The sequence below is a fragment of the Microbacterium sp. 22195 genome (genome assembly GCF_052056515.1).
GTDB lineage: Bacteria > Actinomycetota > Actinomycetes > Actinomycetales > Microbacteriaceae > Microbacterium.
On sequence record NZ_JBQEPE010000002.1, the window covers coordinates 70,964 to 90,476 of the forward strand.

Here is a 19,513-nt window from a genome sequence, read left to right on the forward strand (position 1 = left end):
AGGAGCAGCGCATGCACGCCGACGACACCCGAACCCTCCCGCCCCTCGGCGAGGACGACTGGCCGGAGCAGACCGACGTCCTGATCATGGGCGGCGGACCGGTCGGGCTCTCCTGCGCCCTCCTCCTGGCGCAGCGCGGCATCGACGTGCTGCTCGTGGACCGGCGGGACTTCGTGTTCCGGTTCCCGCGGGCGCACTTGCTGAACATGCGGACCATGGAGGCGTTCAGCGACATGGGCGTCGCCGACGACATCTACGCGGCGACACCGAAGCACGATCGCTGGCGCAAGGCCGTCTGGTACACCACGGCGCTCGGGGACGGCCCGTTCGACGGCATGAAGATCGGCGAGGTGGTGGCCTGGGGCGGCGGCGAGGACGCTGAGCGCTACGCGTCGGCCGGCCCCCGCCGGCATGCGAACATGCCCCAGATCCGGCTGGATCCCCTCCTGCACCGGCATGCGCTCGCCGACGCGCCGGGGCGCATCCGCAAGCTGCAGGAGGTCGTGGCCATCGAGCAGGACGCGGAGTCGATCACCGCGACCGTCCAGGGCGTCGAGACCGGCGAGCGGCATCGTGTCCGCGCGAAGTACCTGATCGCCGCCGACGGCGGCCGCGACAGCGGGCGCCTGCTCGGCATCGAGCAGGACGGCCGTGCCGATCTGCGCGAGGTCGTCAACTACCACGTGAAGATGGACCTGTCGGGATGGGCGGAGGAGGACGCGCTGCTGGCGCACTTCATGCATCCCGCCGGGGGTGCGCGCCGCCGCGGCACGATCCAGGCCATCGGGCCAGAGCACTACGACCGGCACTCGGAGGAATGGCTGGTCTCCGTCGCCGCCTGGATGGTGGAGGGCGACCGCGACGACGAGACCGTGCTGTTCGACTCGATCCGGCGGATGCTGGGCCTGCCGGACGACCACGACATCGAGATGATCTCCACGACCCACTGGACCTACAACGGCCTGATCGCGGAGCGCTTCCGCTCCGGGCGGGCCTTCCTGGCGGGGGACGCCGGACATCAGCATCCGCCGACAGGAGGGCTCGGCGTCAACGGCGGCATCCAGGACGCGCACAACCTGTGCTGGAAGATCGCCGCCGTGCTGCACGGCCAGGCCCCCGACGCGCTGCTCGACAGCTATGACGCCGAGCGCCGTCCGACGGTCGCCTGGTACACGGCGCACTCGCTCGAGAACGCGAACCGGCACCCTCCGATCGCGATCGCCCTCGGCTTCGGCGAGGACGAAGCCGAGGGCTTCCGCAGCCTGGAGAGGTATGTGTCGGACACCCCGGAGGGCGAGCGCATGCGCCGGGAGGTGGAGGCGGCCGTGCAGCACAACGCCTACGACTACGGCCAGCTCGCCGTCGAGTGCGGCTACCACTACTGGGCCGGTGCCTTCGTGCCCGACGGGACGCCGCTGCCCGGCGACCAGTCCGACCCGATCACCTTCCACTCCACCTCGCGCCCAGGGCATCATCTGCCGCACGCCTGGCTCGCGCCGTCCGCCGGCGAGAGCGGCAGGCGGGCCGTGCACGACCTCGTGAAGGCGGAGGGACTGACGCTGCTCACCTCGCCGACCGCCGCGCCCCGGTGGAAGGACGCCGTGACCGCCGTCGGCGGTGCGATGCCCGTCAGCGTGGTCCCCGTGTTCGACGGGGACGGCTCCTGGGCATCCGTCCGGCAGATCACGGAGAGCGGCGCCCTGCTCGTGCGACCGGACAGGAAGGTCGCGTGGCGGGCGACGCAGCTGCCTGACGATCCGGAGTCGGCGTTCCGCGACGCGCGGCAGACGGTCGTGCGCGGGGGAGACATCCCCGCCGAGGACCTCGCAGCGCCGTACCTCGAGCGCATCCGCGCCGCGGCGGGGGTGCTCGTCCGATGACGAGCGCCGCTGCGGAGGCCGGCGGGCGGCGCGACGCGCAGTGGGACCTGAGCCGCGCGCAGGGGCGCATCTACAGCGGCGGGTGGCGGCCCGGTTCGCGCGGGGTCGCCGCCGTCATCTCCCCAGGTGACGGCAGCCGCGTCGGCGAGACCGGCGTGGCGGGGGAGGACGACGTCGAGCGGGCGGCAGGCATCGCCGTCGCAGCCCAGCGCGACTGGGCCACGGCGTCGTACCAGGTGCGAACCGGGGTGCTCGCCCGCGCGGCCGCGGCGCTCCGCGAGCTGCAGCCGGAGGCGGAGCGGATGCTGGTGCAGGAGTCGGGATCGCTGCCGCTCAAGGCCCGCTATGAGGTCGCCAAGGCGATCGCCGAGCTGGAGGCGGCCGCTCGCCTGACCACGATGTCGCAGGGCGATCTCCTGCCCGTCGAGGATCCGGGCACGCTGGGCATCGCCCGGCGCATCCCGGTCGGGGTGGTCGGCGTGATCGCGCCGTGGAACGCACCGCTGACGCTCGCGATCCGTTCGGTGGCGCCGGCGATCGCCCTGGGCAACGCCGTGCTCGTGAAACCCGACATCAAGACGCCGTTCTCGGGCGGTGCGCTGATCGCCGAGATCTTCGAGCGCGCCGGCCTCCCGGAGGGGGGTTCTGCACGTGCTCCCGGGGGATGCCGAGACCGGCGAGGCCGTGGTGAGCTCGCCCCGCACGGGTGTGATCGCGTTCACGGGCTCATCCGCCGCCGGCCGCCGGGTGGGTGAGATCGCCGGGCGGATGCTGAAGAGAGTCAGCCTGGAGCTCGGCGGCAACAACGCGATCATCGTGCTGGCGGACGCCGATCTCGATCTCGCCGTGCGCTGCGGCGTCGGCGGCGCGTTCCGGCACCAGGGGCAGGTCTGCATGGCCACCGGCCGGCATCTCGTGCACGAGAGCGTCGCCGACGAGTACGTGCGGAGGCTCACGGACGCCGTCGCCGCGATGGCCCCCGTCGATCCGTCAGCGCCCGGAGCCGCTCTGGGACCGCTGATCAGCACCGCGCAGGCCGAGCGGGTGCAGGAGATCGTGGATCAGGCGGTCGCCGGCGGTGCGCGCCTCGTGACCGGAGGCGCGCACGAGGGACCCTTCTACGAGCCGACGGTGCTGGACGGCGTGGACGAGCGGAACGCCGCCTTCCGCTCGGAGATCTTCGGGCCGGTGGCGCCGGTGACGCGCTTCTCCTCCGATGAGGAGGCGCTGCGCCTGGCCGACGGCACGGACTACGGGCTGACGGCCGCGATCCACACCCGCGACGTGGGGAGGGCGCTGGGGCTGGCCCAGCGCCTGCGCGTCGGGATGATCGCCATCAACGGGCAGACCGTGTACGACGCGCCGCACATCCCGATGGGCGGAATGGGCGCCTCCGGCAACGGCAGCAGGCACGGGGATCGCTGGAACCTCGACGAGTTCACGCACTGGCAGTGGGTGACGGTCCCGACGACGTGACGATCACGCCCCGCATCCAGTGCGACATGGTGTCGATGCTGCGGAGGGCGCTTCGCTACGCGATGCGGAGCCGGTGCCTCCGGTGAGCGGCTAGCATCGCAACGGTTCCGCTCACGCACGCACAGCTGGAGGTCGACGATGACGCGATGGGATCGCTCCGAGGCCGACGGGCGCATCTTCTCGGACGGCTGGCGCGAGCCGGGCGGCGGTGCACTTCCCATCGTCTCTCCCGGTGACGGGAGCATCGTCGGGAAGGTCGGCATCGCCGACGAGGGCGACGTGGAGCGGGCAGGCCGGCGAGCGGTCGCAGCGCAGGCCGAGTGGGGCCGCGCCTCCTACCGCACCAGGGCCGATGTGCTCCATCGTGCGGCCGAGGCGATGCGCGAGATCCGAGCCGACGTCGAGGACGTGCTGATCCGGGAGAGCGGGTCGCTGCCCGGCAAGGCCAGGCACGAGGTGGACAAGGCCATCGACGAGCTCGTCGAGGCGGCCGGCCTCGTGACCCGATCCCAGGGCGACATCCTGCCCGTCGAGGACCCGAGCACGCTCGGCATCGCCCGCCGCATCCCGGTCGGGGTGGTCGGCGTGATCGCGCCGTGGAACGCACCGCTCATGCTCGCGATCCGGTCCGTGGCCCCGGCCATCGCGCTCGGCAACGCCGTCATCGTCAAGCCCGACGTCAAGACCGCCTTCTCCGGAGGCGCGGCCATCGCCGAGGCCTTCGCCAGGGCGGGTCTCCCCGACGGAGTGCTGCACGTCCTCCCCGGCGGGCCCGAGACCGGCGAGGCCGTCGTGCGCTCCCCGCACACGAATGTCATCTCGTTCACCGGATCATCGGCGGCGGGCAAGCGCGTCGGCGAGGTCGCCGGCGGACTGCTCAAGCGGGTGGTGCTCGAACTCGGCGGCAACAACGCCTTCATCGTGATGGCCGACGCCGACCTGGACCACGCCGTCGCGAGCGGCCTCGGCGGCTCCTTCCGGCATCAGGGGCAGATCTGCATGGCCACCGGACGGCACCTCGTGCACGAGAGCATCGCCGACGAGTACATCGAGCGGATGCGCGCCGCGACCGAGCGGATGCGCCTCGGCGACCCGCTCTCGCCCGAGACGACGCTCGGACCGCTGATCACCGTCGGCCAGGCGGAGCGCGTGCAGGGCATCGTCGATGCCGCCGTGGCGGACGGCGCGCGGATCGTGCGGGGCGGCACCCACGACGGCGTCTTCTACCAGCCGACGATCCTGGACGGTGTGACCTCCGACAACGCCGCCTTCCGGCAGGAGATCTTCGGACCCGTGGCGCCGATCACCCGGTTCTCGACGGAGGAGGAGGCCCTCGCTCTGGCGAACGCCAGCGACTACGGCCTGTCCGCCGCGATCCACAGCCGTGACGTGGCGCGCGCGCTGGGCTTCGCCTCGCGGCTGCGGGCCGGCATGGTCGCCGTGAACGGGCAGACGATCTACGACGCCGCGCACATCCCGATGGGCGGCATCGGCGCATCCGGCAACGGCGGACGGCACGGCGGCCACTGGAACCTCGACGAGTTCACATACTGGCAGTGGGTGACGGTGCCGACGATCTCGGCTTGAGAGCCGGCCGCGATCCGGCCGAGACCAGGGGCGAGGCGTGCGGAGAGGCACGGCTCGCCCCTTCGTCGTCCCCCGGCGGCGTGCGGAGTCCTCGATGCGACATCGTGTCGGAATCGGAGCCCGAGTTTCACGCCGGACTCACGTATCCCGGCGGGGGAGGCGCTTCATAATCTGGGGTTCCCGCAGTCGAGGAGGAGTCCGTGTCCGCATCCCAGAACAGTCGCAGCCTGTCCCTGCCCCCCATCGATGACGACGTCTGGCCGGAGTCGACCGAGGTGCTGATCATGGGCGGCGGCCCCGTCGGGCTGTCCTGCGCGATCCTGCTGGCGCAGCGCGGGATCGACGTGCTCCTCGTCGAGCGTCGCGACTTCGTGTTCCGCTTCCCGCGAGCGCACCTGCTCAACACCAGGACCATGGAGGCCTTCCACGACATGGGGGTCGCCGATGACATCTACGCGGCGACACCGCAGCACGATCGCTGGCGCAAGGCGGTCTGGTACACGACCGCCACGGGCCCCGGCCGCTTCGACGGTCTGAAGATCGGCGAGGTCCCGGCCTGGGGAGGCGGTGAGGACGCCGAGCGCTACCGCTCGTCGAGCCCGCGCGCGTTCGCGAACATGCCGCAGCTGCGCCTCGACCCGCTCATCCACAAGCACGCCGTCGCCGCCGCTCCTGGCAGGATCCGTCAGGGGCAGGAGGTCGTCGGCATCGACCAGGACGTCGAGGCCGCGATCGTCCGGATCCGCGACCGGGACACCGGTGAGATCCGGCAGGTGCGTGCGCGCTACGTCGTCGCCGCGGACGGCGGGCGCAACAGCGCCGACATGCTGGGCATCGAGCTGGAGGGCCCTCGCGACATGCGCGAGGTGGTCAACTACCATGTCAGCCTCGACCTCTCGTCCTGGTCGGAGCCGGATGCCCTGCTCGGCCACTTCCTGCACCCCGCCGGCGGTGCACGCCGGCGCGGCACGATCCAGGCGCTCGGACCCACGCACTACAACCGCGACTCGGAGGAGTGGCTGGTCTCGGTGGCCGCGTGGATGATCGAGGGCGACCCCGACGACGAGAGCGCGCTCTTCGAGTCGATCCGGCGGATGCTGGGCCTGGCCGACGACCACGAGATCACGATGCACTCGATGACCAGGTGGAACTACAACGGGCTGGTCGCCAAGCGCTTCCGCGCGGGGCGGGTCTTCCTCGCCGGTGACGCCGCGCACAAGCATCCGCCCACCGGAGGCCTGGGCCTCAACAGCGGCATCCAGGACGTGCAGAACCTGTGCTGGAAGCTGTCGGCGGTGCTGCGCGAGGAGGCCCCCGAGGCGCTGCTGGACAGCTACCAGGCCGAGCGGCGTCCGATCGTCGCCTGGTACACGGCGCACTCGCTCGAGAACGCGAACCGGCACCCTCCGATCGCCGAAGCGCTCGGGTTCAGCGAGGACGAGGCGGAGGGCTTCCGCAATCTCGAGGTCTTCGTCGGCGAGGGCCCCGAGAGCGACGAGATGCGCCGGCGCGTGGCGGCCGAGGTGGAGCACAACGCGCACGACTACAGTCAGCTCGGCGTCGAGGCCGGGTACCACTACTGGGCCGGGGCGTTCGTGCCGGACGGCACGCCCGTGCCGGGCGACGAGTCCGATCCCGTGGCCTTCCACCCGACGTCCCGTCCCGGGCATCACCTTCCGCACGTGTGGCTCGCGGATGCCGCCGGGGGAGCGCCCCGGTCGACGCACGACCTGGTCCGTCAGCACGGGCTCACCCTGCTCACCTCGGCGGATGCCGCGCGGGAGTGGCAGCAGGCGGTCGACGCGCTGACCGCGCCCATGCCCGTCACCGTCGTCGCCGTCCCGGACGACGAGGGCTGGCGCGCCGTGCGCCAGATCGACGACGACGGCGCGCTGCTGCTGCGTCCCGACCGCAAGGTCGCCTGGCGTGCGGCATCCGCTCCCGCCGACCGCGCGACGGCTCTGCGCGACGCGCTCGAGGTCGTGCTGCGCGGCGGCGACGCCCCCGATCACGACCCCGCGGAGCCGTTCCTGAAGCGGATCCGCGCCGCCGCCAGCGTGCTGGTGCAGTGACGACGAAGGGCGCGGCGACCACTCGCCGCGCCCTTCGTACACCGTGTCGGATCGGCCTGCGGGAGATTCCCGCAGCGGGCCGATCCTCGCCGGATGCCGCTCTCGTAGCGTCGAACAGAGTCGTACGACACATTCCGAAGGAGTAACCGTGATCATCGATGTCCACGGCCACATGACCGCCCCCGACTCGTACTACGCGTGGAAGGCGTCGCTGCTGGCCGCACGGGGGTCACACGGCGGCAAGCCCCCCGTGATCAGCGACGATGCGCTGATCGCCTCGTACCACGCGCCGCACCCGAGCTTCGGAAACGTCTCCCACATGGAGCACATCGACGGCGCCGGAATCGATCTGCAGCTCATCTCACCGCGTCCGTTCCACGCCATGCACTCCGAGCGCCCCACGCGCATCGTCGAGTGGTTCACGGCCGAGACCAACAACATCATCAAGCGCACGACCGAGCTGTTCCCCGGCCGGTTCAAGGGCGTCGCGGGCATTCCGCAGAGCCCCTACCTCACCGTGGAGCAGTGGCTGCCTGAACTGCGTCGTGCGGTCACCGAGCTCGGCTTCGTGGGCGCCATGGTCAATTCCGACCCGTACGAGGGCACCGAGGTGCCGCCGGCGATGGGCGAGCGGTACTGGTATCCGCTGTACGAGGCGCTCTGCGAGCTCGACGTGCCGATGCTGCTGCACTCGGCCGGCTGCAAGTTCCCGGCGCGCGAGCCGTACAGCCTGCACTTCATCCAGGAGGAGACCGTCTCGGTCTGGAGCATGATCCAGGCGAACGTGTTCGCGGACTTCCCCGACCTGAAGGTGATCGTCGCACACGGCGGTGGTGCGATCCCGTACCAGATGGGTCGATTCCTGCCCTCCGTCGTGCGCACCGGCGTCTCGTACCTCGACAAGCTGCGCAACTTCTACTTCGACTCCTGCCTCTACACGCAGGACAGCCTCGAGCTGCTGATGAAGGCCGTCGGAACCGACCGCGTGCTGTTCGGCTCGGAGAAGCCCGGCACCGGATCCCAGATCGACCCGGAGACCGGCCGCTGGTTCGACGACATCCACCTGCTCATCGACGACATCGAGTGGCTCGACGCGGACCGCCGCGCCGACGTGCTCGAGAACAACGCCCGCAGCCTCTTCCGCCTGTAGGCACCGAACGCAATTCGGGAAAGGACCGACCATGACCGAGATCGTCGCCGGATTCGGCACCTCGCACGGACCGCAGTTGAAGGCCGCCCCGCCGGAGGCCTGGGAGACCCGCGGCGTCGCCGACCGCCGCAGCAAGGGCCTGAAGTTCCGCGGCGGCACGTACACGTTCGACGAGCTCCGCGAACTGCGCGAGGACTTCTCGCACGAGATCACGCACGACGTGATGCAGCGCCGCTGGGACAGCTGCCAGGGCTCGATGGACAAGGTCGCCGAGTACATCAAGGCGCAGGACGTGGACGTGCTGGTCATCGTCTCCAGCGACCACAAGGAGACCTACGGCGACGAGTGGCTCGCGCCGTTCTCGGTGTTCTGGGGCGACGAGGTCGCGCACGTGCCGTTCACGCAGGCGCAGCTCGACGAGATGGCGCCCGGCCTCGCAGAGGCGGCGATGGGCGACGTGCCCGATCACACGATCATCCGCCCCACGCATCGCGGGCTGGGCAAGCACATCATCCAGTCGACGCAGGCCGAGGACTTCGACACCGGCGCGACCGAGATCGTCCCGGCGGGCCGCTACGAGAACCACTCGATCCCGCACGGCTTCGGCTTCATCTACCAGCGCTTCATGGGCGAGGACTCCACGGTGCCCATGGTGCCGATCTTCATCAACACCTTCTGGGAGCCGAACCCGCCGAGCGCCAAGCGCTGCTACGACTTCGGCCGCGCCGTCGGGCGGGCGATCCAGTCCTTCCCCGGCGACCTGCGGGTGGGCGTCGTCGCGTCCGGCGGGCTCAGCCACTTCGTCATCGACGAGAAGCTCGACCGCGAGTTCATCGAGGCCATGAGGAACCACGACGCGGAGTACCTCTCCCAGGTCCCCGCCGGTGAGATGATGTCGGGCGCCTCCGAGCTGCGCAACTGGATCGCCGTGGCCGGCATCGCCGACGAGGTCGGCCTGCAGGTCACGGGCGTCGACTACGAGCCGTGCTACCGCACCGAGGCCGGCACCGGCAACGCGATGGGATTCGTCACCTGGGGGCGTGCCTGAGATGACGGATGCCATCGTCGCGGCGCTGCGCGCGCTGGACAGCTGCGCCGTCTCGGATGCCCTCGACACCCTCGGGCTCCCCGGCGCCGTGACGGCGCTCACGCCGATGTGGCCCGCCGGGCGCACGGTGGCGGGCCGGGTGCGCACGGTCACCGCGGCGCCCAAGGCATCCGCCGGCCCCGCCACCCACATCGCCACGCCGCTGGTCGCCGTCGCCGACCCCGACGACGTCGTCGTCATCGACAACCACGGCCGCACGGACGTCTCCTGCTGGGGCGGCCTGCTCGCCGAGGCCGCCGTCCAGCGCGGCATCGCCGGCGTCATCGTCGACGGCGCCTGCCGCGACGTGCAGGAGAGCGAAGCACTGGGGCTGCCCGTGTTCGCCCGTCAGGCCGTGCCGGTCAGTGCGCGCGGCCGGATCGTGCAGCAGGCGATGGACGAGCGCATCCAGGTCGCCGGCGTCTCGGTGGCGTCGCATGACTACGTGATCGCGGACGTCAACGGCGTCGTCTTCGTCGCCGCAGCCGACGTCGAGCGCGTCGTCGAGCTCGCCGGCCGCATCGCCGATCGGGAGTCGCGGATGGCCGAGGCCGTGCGCAGCGGCCGCGACGTGAGCGAGGTCATGCACGATTCCCAGTTCCCCACCATCACAGCTTCGGAGTGATCGCATGTCAGACGACGCCATCGTCCAGAGATTCGCCGCGCTCGGCACGGCGACCGTGTCGGATGCGCTCGACAAGCACGTCCGTCCCGGCAGCCTGCTGGGCCTCGCCCCGCTCGCCGACGGGCAGCACATGGTGGGCCGGGCCTACACCGTCCGCTACGTCAGCGCGCAGACGCCCGCGGGCACGGTCGGCGACTACATCGACCAGGTGCAGCCCGGTCAGGTGGTCGTGCTCGACAACGACGCGCGCGTCGACTGCACGGTCTGGGGCGACATCCTGACCGCCGTCGCGCATCAGCGCGGCATCGCGGGGACGGTCATCGAGGGGGTGTGCCGCGACACCCACCGTGCGCTCTCGCTCGGCTACCCGATCTACAGCCACGGCCGCTTCATGCGCACAGGCAAGGACCGCGTCGAGGTCGCCGAGGAGCAGGGCCCCGTCACGATCGGCGGCGTGACCGTGCGCCCCGGCGACATCCTGCTCGGCGACTCCGACGGGGTCGTCGTCATCCCCCAGGACATCGAGGAGGACATCCTCGAGACCGCCGAGACCATCCACCGCCGCGAGGACTCGATCCTCGAGGCGGCACTGAACGGCGCCACCATCGCCGAGGCCCGCGCCCGATTCGGCTACCACAACCTGCAGAGGGCCGAGGGATGACGTCCGCCGACGCTCTGCAGGATGCCGAGGAGCTGCTGCGGCTCGGCAGCGCCACGCTCTACGAGGCGTCGCGCAGCGACTGCTTCCTGGACGCGGCGTTCCGCCCCGCCTGGGAGGGCGCGCAGATCGTCGGGCACGCGTACCCGGTGTCCGCCCAGCTCGGTGACAATCTCGCCCTGCACCACGGCATCGAGGCTGCCGGCGAAGGAGATGTGCTCGTCGTGGACGCGGGCGGCGGCGCCCACGGATACTGGGGCGAGGTCATGACGGTCGCCGCGCAGGCGCGCGGCATCCGGGGTCTCGTCATCGACGGCGGCGTGCGCGACACCGCGCAGCTGGCGGGCCTGGGTTTTCCCGCCTTCAGCACCTCCATCTCCATCCGCGGCACGATCAAGCAGTGGCCGGGAGTGCTCGGTCGTCCCGTCACCCTGCGCGGACGGGTCGTCCACCGGGGCGACGTGATCGTCGCCGACCGCGACGGCATCGCCGTCATCCCCTCGGCGCGCTACGACGAGGTGCTCGCGTCCTCGCGGGAGCGCGCCGCCAAGGAGGACGCCTTCATGGCCAGGCTGCGGGACGGCGAGAGCACACTCGACCTCTACGACTTCCGCGGCCTCGGAGCGCCGGAGCGCGGGCCGGCCGAGCGCTGATCGACGGCCGCGCGACCGGACGCAGACACCTCACACTGATCGGAATCGGGAGAATCACATGACGCAGGCGGCGCTGGACGCGGACGTCCTCATCATCGGGGCAGGCCCCGTCGGACTGGTCGCGGCGCTCGACCTCAGCGCGCGAGGGGTGTCGACCATCGTCGTGGAGCAGCGCGAGTTCCTCCAGCCGCCGAACGTGAAGTGCAACCACGTCGCATCCCGCACCATGGAGAGCTTCCGCCGGCTGGGCATCGCCGCCGACGTGCGGGCGGCCGGGCTGCCTGCGGACTACCCGCAGGACGTGGCGTTCCGCACCTCACTGACCGGCATCGAGTTCGCCCGCATCCCGATCCCCGCCAGCGGCGAGCGGTACACGTCGCGCACCGGACCTGACACCGCATGGCAGACGCCCGAGCCGCCGCACCGCATCAACCAGACCTTCCTCGAGCCGATCCTCGCGCGTCACGCCGCGCAGGCCCCCGGGGTCACGCTGCTGAACCGCACCCTCTTCCACTCCCTCGCGCAGGACGCGTCCTCGGTCTCGGCGGTGATCTCCGACCTCGACGGCTCCGACGAGCGCACGGTGCGCGCCCGCTACCTGATCGGCGCCGACGGCGGGCGTTCGATGGTGCGCAAGCAGATCGGCGCCAAGCTGAGCGGTGACCCCGTGCTGCAGCACGTGCAGTCCACCTGCATCCGCTCTGCCGAGCTGTACGAGCGGATGTCGGCGGACGAGCCGCGCGCCTGGGGCTATTACACGTTCAACCGCCGCCGCCTCGGCCACGTCTACGCGATCGACGGCCGCGAGACCTTCCTGGTGCACACCTACCTCTCACCCGAGGAGGCGCAGGACGAGGGGTCGGTGGACCGGGACGCCGCGATCCGCGCGATCCTCGGCGTCGGGGACGACTTCGAGTACGAGGCCGTCTCGAAGGAGGACTGGGTCGCGCGCCGGCTGCTCGCCGATCGCTTCCGCAGCGGCCGGGTGTTCATCGCCGGCGACGCCAGCCACCTCTGGGTGCCCTTCGCGGGGTTCGGGATGAACGCCGGCATCGCCGACGTGCTCAACCTCACCTGGCAGCTGGGAGCGCACCTGAGCGGATGGGCCGAGGAGGGCATCCTCGACGCCTACGAGGCCGAGCGGCGCCCGATCACTGAGCAGGTCTCGCACTTCGCGATGAACCACCAGCAGAAGCTCGCACGGCCGGGCATGCCCGACGAGATCGAGGACGCCACGGAAGCAGGGGCGCAGGCGCGTGCCGAGTTCGGCGCGGCCGTGCGCGCCCTCAACGTGCCGCAGTTCGCCGCGGCGGGTCTCAACTACGGCTACGTGTACGACGCCTCGCCGATCATCTCCTATGACGGGGCGGAGGCGCCCGGGTACACGATGGGCGCGTACACGCCGTCGACCGTCCCGGGCTGCCGCGCCCCGCACTTCGTGCTCGCCGACGGCACCTCGTTCTACGACCTGCTCTCCGACGGCTACACCCTGGTGGCGCGCGACGGACACGGCAGCCCCGCCCTCGTCGCGGAGGCTGAGCGGCGCGGCATCCCGCTGGTCGTCGTGGAGCCGGGAGACCGGCTGCTGCCCGCCGAGTACTCGGCGCCGCTCACGCTGGTCCGCCAGGATCAGCAGGTGGTCTGGCGGGGCGCCGCGCTCGACGCGGCGGATGCCGCCGAGCTCTGCGAGCTGCTCCGCGGCGCCCGCGTGCGCGTCGCCGTCTGAGCCGCCCCGCTGCGGAACAGGAAGGCGCCGGATCGATCGATCCGGCGCCTTCCTCGCTCTCGGGAGATGGTCTGGCTCAGCGCCGGATGACCTTCGTCGCCGCCATCGCCTTCAGCCCCTCGACGCCGAACTCGAGCCCGTAGCCGGAAGCCTTCACACCGCCGAACGGGGTCGACGGGTCGACGCCGCCGTGCTGGTTGATCCACACGGTGCCGGCCTCGAGACGCAGCGCGATCTCCTTCGCCGCCTCCTCGTCGGGCCCCCACACCGATGCGCCGAGCCCCTGGTCCGTGCCGTTCGCGCGGCGGACGGCATCCTCGACATCGCTGTAGCGGACGACCGGCAGCACGGGGCCGAACTGCTCCTCGTCGACGATGGCAGCGCCGTCCTCGACGTCGGCGATGATCGTCGGACGGTAGAACAGCGGGCCGAGCTCGGTGGCGGGCTCGCCGCCGGTCACGATGCGCGCGCCGCGCGCCCGGGCGTCGTCGACGAGCCGCGAGACGATGTCGAACTGCGACGGGTTCTGGACCGGTCCCAGCCGGTTGGTCTTCACGTGTCCGGAGCCGATCGGCGCGGTCTCCGCGATGCCCGCGAGCGCCTCGACCAGTTCGTCGTACACGGAGTCGTGCACGTACAGGCGCTTGAGCGCCGCGCACACCTGGCCGGTGTTCATGAACGCGCCCCAGAACAGCTTCTCGGCGACCTGGGAGACGTCGGTGCCCGGCAGCACGATGCCGGCGTCGTTGCCGCCGAGCTCCAGGGTCAGGCGGGCGAGGTTGTTGGAGGAGCTCTCCACGATGCGCCTGCCCGTCGGGGTCGAGCCGGTGAACACGATCTTCGCGACATCGGGGTGGGAGGCGAGCGCCGCTCCGACCTCGCGCCCGCCGGAGACCGCGGTCACGACACCCTCGGGCAGGTGTCGGCGGAAGATCTCCACCAGCGCCAGCACGCTCAGCGGCGTGTACTCCGAGGGCTTGATGACGACCGTGTTCCCCATCCGCAGTGCGGGCGCGATGTGCCACACGCCGATCATGACGGGGAAGTTCCACGGGCCGATCGAGGCGACCACGCCGAGCGGCATGTAGTGCAGCTCGGAACGGTCGTCGAGCCGCTGCGGCTCCAGCACGGTGTCGGCGGCGCCGCGCAGGAAGTGGGCTGCGCCGTGCGCCTCTCCGGCCCCGGCCACCTTGCCCTGCTCGTGCGTGATGATCTCGCCGAGCTCCTCGGCGTGCTCGTCGATGTCGTCGGCGATCGCGCGCATCAGCCGGGAGCGCTCCTCGTGGCCGAGCGCGGCCCAGGCGGGCTGGGCGGCGGCCGCGGCCGCGATCGCGGCGTTCAGGTCGTCGACGGTCTGTTCCGGCGCGTGACCGAAGACCTCGCGGGTGGCGGCATCGAGCAGCGGGCGACCGTGCTCGGCATCCACCGAGACGGCTTCCAGGAGGGCATTCATCGGCGGGTTCCTCTCGTGTGTGCCGCCGGATCGGGCGACCTCGGCGTCGTGCGTGAAAGATATCTATTCAATATAGTCAATTATGTTCTGAAGCGACATGCGCCGGCGGGGATCCGGGTCAGCGCAGGCCGGCGAGCGTCGCGACGCGCAGCGCGGTGTGCAGCTCGCGCCGCATCAGGCCATCGGCGAGATCGACGTCGGCGATCGCCTTCACCCTGTCGAGCCGGTAGTAGAGGGTGCTGCGGTGGATGTGCAGCTCCTGCGCGGTGCGCTGGGCATCGCAGCCGCAGTCGAGGTAGGCCTCGAGCGTCTCGGCGAGGTCCGGGCCCGACTGCGCCTCCAGCAGTCGCTGCACGGGGACGGGCAGGTCGGTGAGCGTGAGCGCCTCGACGGGCAGCTGGAGCAGGATGCGGTCCAGGCCGAGTTCATCCCACTGCACCACGCGACCGCGGGAGGGGCTGAGATCCGCGCCACGGAGAGCGATGCGCGCCTCGCGGCGCGAGCTCTGCGCATCGGCGAGAGGGGAGTGCGCGCCGCCCACGCCGGCGCGCAGCTCGGCGAACGCGGGCAGGGCGAGCAGGGCGCTGAGGCGTTTGCCGTCGATCTCGTACGGGACCACGAGAACCGCCTCCCCCTCGAAGACGGTCCCGACGGCCTTCAGGGTGGGGAAGGCCGGAATGGCGGCCAGGGCACGGTCGAGCGCCAGCCGGAGGGTGGCCGTGTTGACGTCCGAGTGCGGCGGAGGCGACAGCACGATCACGGTGTAGTGCGGGGCGGGCGAGATGAGGCGGTCCGTCAGCAGCTCGTCCGCGGCCCGGATGCTGTGGTCGCCGTCCGCGTCGAGCAGGGCGGTCACCAGGCGACGCGTGCGGTCCTCGTCCTCGCGGGTCCCCAGTGCCATCGCGGCCAGGATCACGCCGATCTGGGCGCGGCTCTCGCGGATGGCGTCGTCTTCGACGATGGCGTCGTCGGGCAGATCGTCGGGGATCGCCGACGAGACGTAGCCGACGACGTGCCCCTCGTGGCGCACGGGTGCGACGACGCGCGACCGCCCGCCGTCGATCGGGGGGATGCGCACCGGCCCGTCCGCCTGGGCGACCCGGTACTCGCGGATCGAGTCCTTCGCCCGGGAGGATCCGCGGTGGGAGAGGATGATCGCGAGCCGCGCGTGATCGACGTCCTCGTCGTGGATGCTGAACGCGGTGACGTTGAGGTCGGCGTCGAAGACGATGACCGGCCTTCCGAAGCGGTCGGCGTACGCCTGGACGTGCTCTTCGAGATTCACCGGTCGACTCCCTCTGCGCGTGACGGTCCGTGCGCCGGATCTGCGACACCGCGTCCGATCGCACCGATTCTATGCCGGGCGCCGTCTCGGATCCGGCCGAGTTGTGGCGCCGAGCGCGCTGATCTATATTCATTATAGTCAATTCAGGAAGGCGTTCACCAATGGCGAAGATGACGGGCGGCGATGCGCTCACTCAGGCTCTGATCAGCGAGGGGACGGAGACGGTCTTCGGCATCCCCGGCGTGCAGCTGGACGGCCTCACCGACGGCATGTACCGCAGGCAGGACGAGCTGAACCTGCTGGTCCCTCGCCACGAGCAGAGCACCACCTACATGGCGGACGGATTCCACCGTGTCACCGGCAGGCCGGGCGTCGCGATGGTCGTCCCCGGTCCGGGCGTCCTCAACGCCGGCGCCGGGATGGCGACGGCCTACGCCTGCTCCTCGCAGGTCATGCTGCTGGCCGGCACGATCCCCAGCAAGCTCGTCGGAGGAGGGCTGGGCGCACTGCACGAGATCCCGAAGCAGAGCGAGACGATCGAGGGCCTCACCAAGTGGACCGCGAGGCCCACGCGCGTCGAGGAGATCCCCGAGCTGGTGCACGAGGGCTTCCGCCAGATGCGCACCGGTCGTCCGCGGCCCGTCGCGCTCGAGCTCGGACCCGACATCCTCCACGCCGAGGCCGACTTCGAGGTGGGGGAGCCGTTCGCCGTCGAGACGCCGAGCGCGCCCGAGGACGGCGTGTCCGAGATCATCGCGCTGTTGGCGGCGAGCCGGCGCCCCGTCATCCACGTGGGAGGCGGCGTGCGCGGCGGTCGCGCCTTCGACCTGCTGCCGCGTCTCGCGGAGCTGCTCGACGCTCCGGTCGTGATGAGCGAGAACGGCCGCGGTGCGATCGACGCCCGCGACCCGCACGCCCTGCCCGCCTTCTCGCTCTGGGAGCTGCGCGATACGGCGGATGCGGTCGTCTCCTTCGGCAGCCGCTTCCTCACTCCGTTCGGACAGCAGCTGAACATCGGCGAGGCGCGTCTCGCACTGGTGAACGTCGATCCCGATGACGTGCGAGCCCCTCGCCGTCCCGACGTGACCGTGCTCGCCGACGCGACCGCGGTGCTCGAGGCGCTCGTGGCGCGGCTGGAGGGGCAGGATGGCCGCACGGGCTGGGGCGACGAGCTGGCGCGTCTCCGCCGCGAGTGCGAGACCCGCATCCGCGCTCAGGTCGCACCGCAGATGGCGTTCGTCGACGCCATCCGCGCCTCGCTGCCGGCCGACGGCATCTTCGTCAACGAGCTCACCCAGATCGGCTACGTGTCGACCTACGGATTCCCGGTGCAGGCACCGCGTTCCTACGTCTGGCCCGGGTACCAGGGCACGCTCGGCTACGCCATGCCCACCGCCCTCGGCGCGGCCGTGGGCGCGGGCGATCGGCCGGTCGTGGTCGTCACGGGCGACGGCGGCATCGGCTGGTCGCTGCAGGAGTTCGCGACCGCGAAGCGGTACGGGATCCCCCTGATCACCGTCCTCTTCGAGGACAACCGCTTCGGCAACGTCTGGCGCATCCAGCGGGACACCTACGGCGGCCGGTTCATCGGCTCCGACCTCGTCAATCCCGATTTCGAGCTGCTCGTGAAGGCCTTCGGGATCGACTTCGCGCTCGCCGAGGATGCGGATGCGGTGCAGCGCGCGATCGGCGAGGCCGTGGCCGCACGCCGACCGGCCGTCATCAAGGTTCCGGTCGACGTGTTCCCTTCGCCCTGGCCCCTCATCCACGAGAAGCACTGACCCGCGCGAGGGCCGGCCCCGTGCCGGCCCTCGCGACGGTCAGCGGGTGCTGCCGACGTGGCTCAGCGCGAGCGCGGCGAGCGCCGCGGCCTGGTCGCCGAGGATGCCGTCGTCGAACACCGCCCGCGGCGAGTGGTTCATCTCCGCCTCCTCGGGGTCGACACCCGCCGGGGTGGCTCCGAGGAAGACGAACGCCCCGGGGACCTCGTCGAGCACGTACGAGAAGTCCTCGGATGCCATCGCGGGATGCGCGAGCTCCTCGACGCGGTCGGGCCCGAAGGTCTCCTCGAGCACGGACAGCGCGTGGCGCGCGGCATCCGCGTCGTTCGCCGTGACGGGGTACACCGCGCGGAAGACCGCTTCGCCGCGGCAGCCGTGCGCGGCGGCGATGCCCTCGACCAGCGTCGGGAGCTCCTGCGCGAGCACGGTCGTGCTGTGCGCGGAGAGCGTGCGCACCGTCGCCTCCAGCGTCGCCTCGTCCGGGATCGCGTTGACGATGTCGCTCGCGTGCAGCTTCGTCACGGTGATGACCACCGGGTCGAAGGGGGAGAAGCGACGGGTGGCGAACGCCTGGAGGGCCAGCACGATCTCGGCGAGGGCGGGCACGGGGTCGACGGCCTGATGCGGACGCGAGCCGTGCCCGCCGCGACCGATCACCCGCACGGCCAGGCCGTTCGCACCGGCCATGAGCGCGCCGGCCCGTGTCGAGAAGACCCCTGCGGTGCCGGGCAGGACGTGGATGCCGTACGCGGCGACGACCCGCTCACCGCCCGCGGTGAGCACGCCCTCCTCGATCATCCGCTGCGCGCCGCCGCCGGCCTCTTCGCCCGGCTCGAACATGAGCACGACCGAGCCGCTGATCTCGGCGCGCCGGGCGCTGAGCAGCCGCGCGGCGCCGACCAGGGCTGCCGTGTGCAGATCGTGGCCGCAGGCGTGCGAGACGCCCTCGACCTCGGAGGAGTACGGCAGGCCGGTCTCCTCCCCGACGCGGAGCGCATCCATGTCCGCGCGCAGCAGCACGGACGGACCGGGGCGGGCCCCGCGGAGCACGGCGGTGATCGAGGAGAAGTCGTCGGGTCCGGCGACGATCTCCAGGCCCAGGTCCTGCAGGGCGTGGAGCACGGCATCGCGGGTCCGGACGAGGGAGAAGCCGGGCTCGGGTGTGCGGTGCAGCGACCGGCGCAGGTCGATCAACTGGGGGAGCGAGGCTGCGGCATCGCTGCGAAGACGTGCGGGATCGATCATGGGCCTCCTCGCCGGCGGTCGACGCGCGACAGCGGCGTCGAATAAGATCGGTTCAATATAGCGAATCACATTCGTGATGCGCGGCCGGGTCCGGAGGGGAATGCAATGGCGCGGGTCACGAACGCCGCTGTGGCCGTGCGAGTCGCACGGCTGCTGGAGGAGGAGATCACCTCGAGCGGTGGCAAGCCGGGGGACTTCGTCGGCCGCCGTCAGGAGCTCGCCGCGCGGTTCTCCGTCGCGCCGGCCACGCTCGGCGAGGCGATCCAGCTGCTGCGCTCGCGCGGCGTGGTCGATGCCAAGCCGGGTCCGGGCGGCGGGATCTTCGTCGCCGACAGGTCGCCCTTCATGCGGCTCAGCGATCAGCTGCTCAGCCTGCGCGAGGGGCAGGCCACGGTCGCCGACTGCCTGAGGGTTCTCGACGCCCTCGACGGGCCCGTGCTGCACGACGCCGTGGACTCCGCCACCGAGGCGGACGTCGAGGACGTCCGGCTGCTCGCCGAGCGGCTGGAGGCGAGCTGGGGCACGCCCCGCTCGGCGGCCGCCAACTGGGCGCTGCACGCGCGGATCGCGCAGATCACGCCGAACGAACTGCTGCGCAGCCTCTACACCAACCTCGTCGACTACATCATCGAGGAGGAGCTCGAGGGGGCGACGGCGCCGACGACGGAGGAGCGCCTGCGCACGCACCTCGACTTCGCGGCGGCGATCGTCTCGCACGACCACGAACTCGCGACCTCGGCGCTCGAGCGTCATCGCGGGTCCTCGATGGCCGCCGTGCTGCCCTGAGGCGTCCGGCGAAATGATGGCTCCGCCGGTTTGACAGCATCCGCATCGA

At 71.4% G+C, this 19,513-nt stretch carries 16 protein-coding genes; 13 read left to right on the top strand and 3 right to left on the bottom strand.

Going from position 1 to position 19,513, the window contains the following annotated elements; translation table 11 throughout:
• Positions 1–11: 11 nt before the first annotated feature.
• From ACTJJ4_RS08325 to ACTJJ4_RS08375, 11 genes are all read left to right on the top strand, one after another.
• A complete protein-coding gene (locus ACTJJ4_RS08325; RefSeq protein ID WP_440942893.1) occupies positions 12–1,880 on the top strand; it encodes an FAD-dependent oxidoreductase in 1,869 nt (622 codons plus the stop codon).
• Positions 1,877–2,635 (top strand): aldehyde dehydrogenase family protein, encoded by a 759-nt coding sequence (locus ACTJJ4_RS08330; RefSeq protein ID WP_440942894.1) that lies wholly within the window; start codon positions 1,877–1,879, stop codon positions 2,633–2,635. Before ACTJJ4_RS08325 ends, ACTJJ4_RS08330 begins: the two co-directional genes overlap by 4 nt.
• Positions 2,568–3,356: an aldehyde dehydrogenase family protein gene (locus ACTJJ4_RS08335; protein WP_440942895.1), complete on the top strand. Its 789-nt coding sequence runs from the start codon at positions 2,568–2,570 to the stop codon at positions 3,354–3,356. Before ACTJJ4_RS08330 ends, ACTJJ4_RS08335 begins: the two co-directional genes overlap by 68 nt.
• Positions 3,357–3,494: 138 nt before the next feature.
• A complete protein-coding gene (locus ACTJJ4_RS08340) occupies positions 3,495–4,943 on the top strand; it encodes an aldehyde dehydrogenase family protein (protein WP_440942896.1) in 1,449 nt (482 codons plus the stop codon).
• Positions 4,944–5,143: 200 nt separating this feature from the next.
• On the top strand, positions 5,144–7,015 hold the full coding sequence (locus ACTJJ4_RS08345) for an FAD-dependent oxidoreductase (RefSeq protein ID WP_440942897.1): 1,872 nt from the start codon (positions 5,144–5,146) through the stop codon (positions 7,013–7,015).
• Positions 7,016–7,163: 148 nt separating this feature from the next.
• The gene (locus tag ACTJJ4_RS08350) at positions 7,164–8,165 is read left to right on the top strand and encodes an amidohydrolase family protein (RefSeq protein WP_440942898.1); all 1,002 of its coding nucleotides are present in this window, start codon (positions 7,164–7,166) and stop codon (positions 8,163–8,165) included.
• 31 nt (positions 8,166–8,196) lie between these two features.
• Positions 8,197–9,213, top strand: a complete 1,017-nt coding sequence (locus ACTJJ4_RS08355; protein WP_440942899.1) for a hypothetical protein — start codon at positions 8,197–8,199, stop codon at positions 9,211–9,213.
• Position 9,214: 1 nt separating this feature from the next.
• Positions 9,215–9,877, top strand: coding sequence for an RraA family protein (locus tag ACTJJ4_RS08360; RefSeq protein ID WP_440943258.1), 663 nt, complete (start codon positions 9,215–9,217; stop codon positions 9,875–9,877).
• 4 nt (positions 9,878–9,881) lie between these two features.
• Positions 9,882–10,538 carry an RraA family protein gene (locus ACTJJ4_RS08365; RefSeq protein WP_440942900.1) on the top strand — a complete coding sequence of 219 codons (657 nt, stop codon included), beginning with the start codon at positions 9,882–9,884 and terminating at the stop codon, positions 10,536–10,538.
• The gene (locus tag ACTJJ4_RS08370; RefSeq protein WP_440942901.1) at positions 10,535–11,188 is read left to right on the top strand and encodes a 4-carboxy-4-hydroxy-2-oxoadipate aldolase/oxaloacetate decarboxylase; all 654 of its coding nucleotides are present in this window, start codon (positions 10,535–10,537) and stop codon (positions 11,186–11,188) included. The genes ACTJJ4_RS08365 and ACTJJ4_RS08370 overlap by 4 nt, the downstream gene beginning before the upstream one ends.
• Positions 11,189–11,246: 58 nt before the next feature.
• Positions 11,247–12,914: an FAD-dependent monooxygenase gene (locus ACTJJ4_RS08375; RefSeq protein ID WP_440942902.1), complete on the top strand. Its 1,668-nt coding sequence runs from the start codon at positions 11,247–11,249 to the stop codon at positions 12,912–12,914.
• A 76-nt stretch (positions 12,915–12,990) separates the two neighbouring features.
• Here the strand turns inward: ACTJJ4_RS08375 and ACTJJ4_RS08380 are convergent, their stop codons facing one another.
• A complete protein-coding gene (locus ACTJJ4_RS08380; protein ID WP_440942903.1) occupies positions 12,991–14,367 on the bottom strand; it encodes an aldehyde dehydrogenase family protein in 1,377 nt (458 codons plus the stop codon).
• 118 nt (positions 14,368–14,485) lie between these two features.
• Entirely contained in the window at positions 14,486–15,652 is a 1,167-nt protein-coding gene (locus ACTJJ4_RS08385; RefSeq protein ID WP_440942904.1) for a PucR family transcriptional regulator, read from the bottom strand.
• A 161-nt stretch (positions 15,653–15,813) separates the two neighbouring features.
• Here ACTJJ4_RS08385 and ACTJJ4_RS08390 point away from each other — a divergent pair, with 161 nt between their 5' ends.
• Positions 15,814–17,433 (top strand): thiamine pyrophosphate-binding protein, encoded by a 1,620-nt coding sequence (locus ACTJJ4_RS08390; protein WP_440942905.1) that lies wholly within the window; start codon positions 15,814–15,816, stop codon positions 17,431–17,433.
• A gap of 39 nt (positions 17,434–17,472) precedes the next feature.
• On the opposite strand, the gene ACTJJ4_RS08395 is transcribed toward ACTJJ4_RS08390, so the two are convergent.
• Positions 17,473–18,678: a M20 metallopeptidase family protein gene (locus tag ACTJJ4_RS08395; protein WP_440942906.1), complete on the bottom strand. Its 1,206-nt coding sequence runs from the start codon at positions 18,676–18,678 to the stop codon at positions 17,473–17,475.
• Positions 18,679–18,783: 105 nt separating this feature from the next.
• On the opposite strand from ACTJJ4_RS08395, the gene ACTJJ4_RS08400 reads away from it, so the two are divergent.
• Positions 18,784–19,464 carry a FadR/GntR family transcriptional regulator gene (locus ACTJJ4_RS08400; protein WP_440942907.1) on the top strand — a complete coding sequence of 227 codons (681 nt, stop codon included), beginning with the start codon at positions 18,784–18,786 and terminating at the stop codon, positions 19,462–19,464.
• The last annotated feature ends 49 nt before the right edge of the window (positions 19,465–19,513 follow it).

Excerpts from the sequence above, each read along its gene's own strand:
- ACTJJ4_RS08325 (WP_440942893.1), top strand. The coding sequence starts at position 12 with ATGCACGCCGACGACACCCGAACCCTCCCGCCCCTCGGCGAGGACGAC.
- ACTJJ4_RS08330 (WP_440942894.1), top strand. The coding sequence starts at position 1,877 with ATGACGAGCGCCGCTGCGGAGGCCGGCGGGCGGCGCGACGCGCAGTGG.
- ACTJJ4_RS08340 (WP_440942896.1), top strand. The coding sequence starts at position 3,495 with ATGACGCGATGGGATCGCTCCGAGGCCGACGGGCGCATCTTCTCGGAC.
- ACTJJ4_RS08355 (WP_440942899.1), top strand. The coding sequence starts at position 8,197 with ATGACCGAGATCGTCGCCGGATTCGGCACCTCGCACGGACCGCAGTTG.
- ACTJJ4_RS08360 (WP_440943258.1), top strand. The coding sequence starts at position 9,215 with ATGACGGATGCCATCGTCGCGGCGCTGCGCGCGCTGGACAGCTGCGCC.
- ACTJJ4_RS08365 (WP_440942900.1), top strand. The coding sequence starts at position 9,882 with ATGTCAGACGACGCCATCGTCCAGAGATTCGCCGCGCTCGGCACGGCG.
- ACTJJ4_RS08370 (WP_440942901.1), top strand. The coding sequence starts at position 10,535 with ATGACGTCCGCCGACGCTCTGCAGGATGCCGAGGAGCTGCTGCGGCTC.
- ACTJJ4_RS08375 (WP_440942902.1), top strand. The coding sequence starts at position 11,247 with ATGACGCAGGCGGCGCTGGACGCGGACGTCCTCATCATCGGGGCAGGC.
- ACTJJ4_RS08380 (WP_440942903.1), bottom strand. The coding sequence starts at position 14,367 with ATGAATGCCCTCCTGGAAGCCGTCTCGGTGGATGCCGAGCACGGTCGC.
- ACTJJ4_RS08390 (WP_440942905.1), top strand. The coding sequence starts at position 15,814 with ATGGCGAAGATGACGGGCGGCGATGCGCTCACTCAGGCTCTGATCAGC.
- ACTJJ4_RS08395 (WP_440942906.1), bottom strand. The coding sequence starts at position 18,678 with ATGATCGATCCCGCACGTCTTCGCAGCGATGCCGCAGCCTCGCTCCCC.
- ACTJJ4_RS08400 (WP_440942907.1), top strand. The coding sequence starts at position 18,784 with ATGGCGCGGGTCACGAACGCCGCTGTGGCCGTGCGAGTCGCACGGCTG.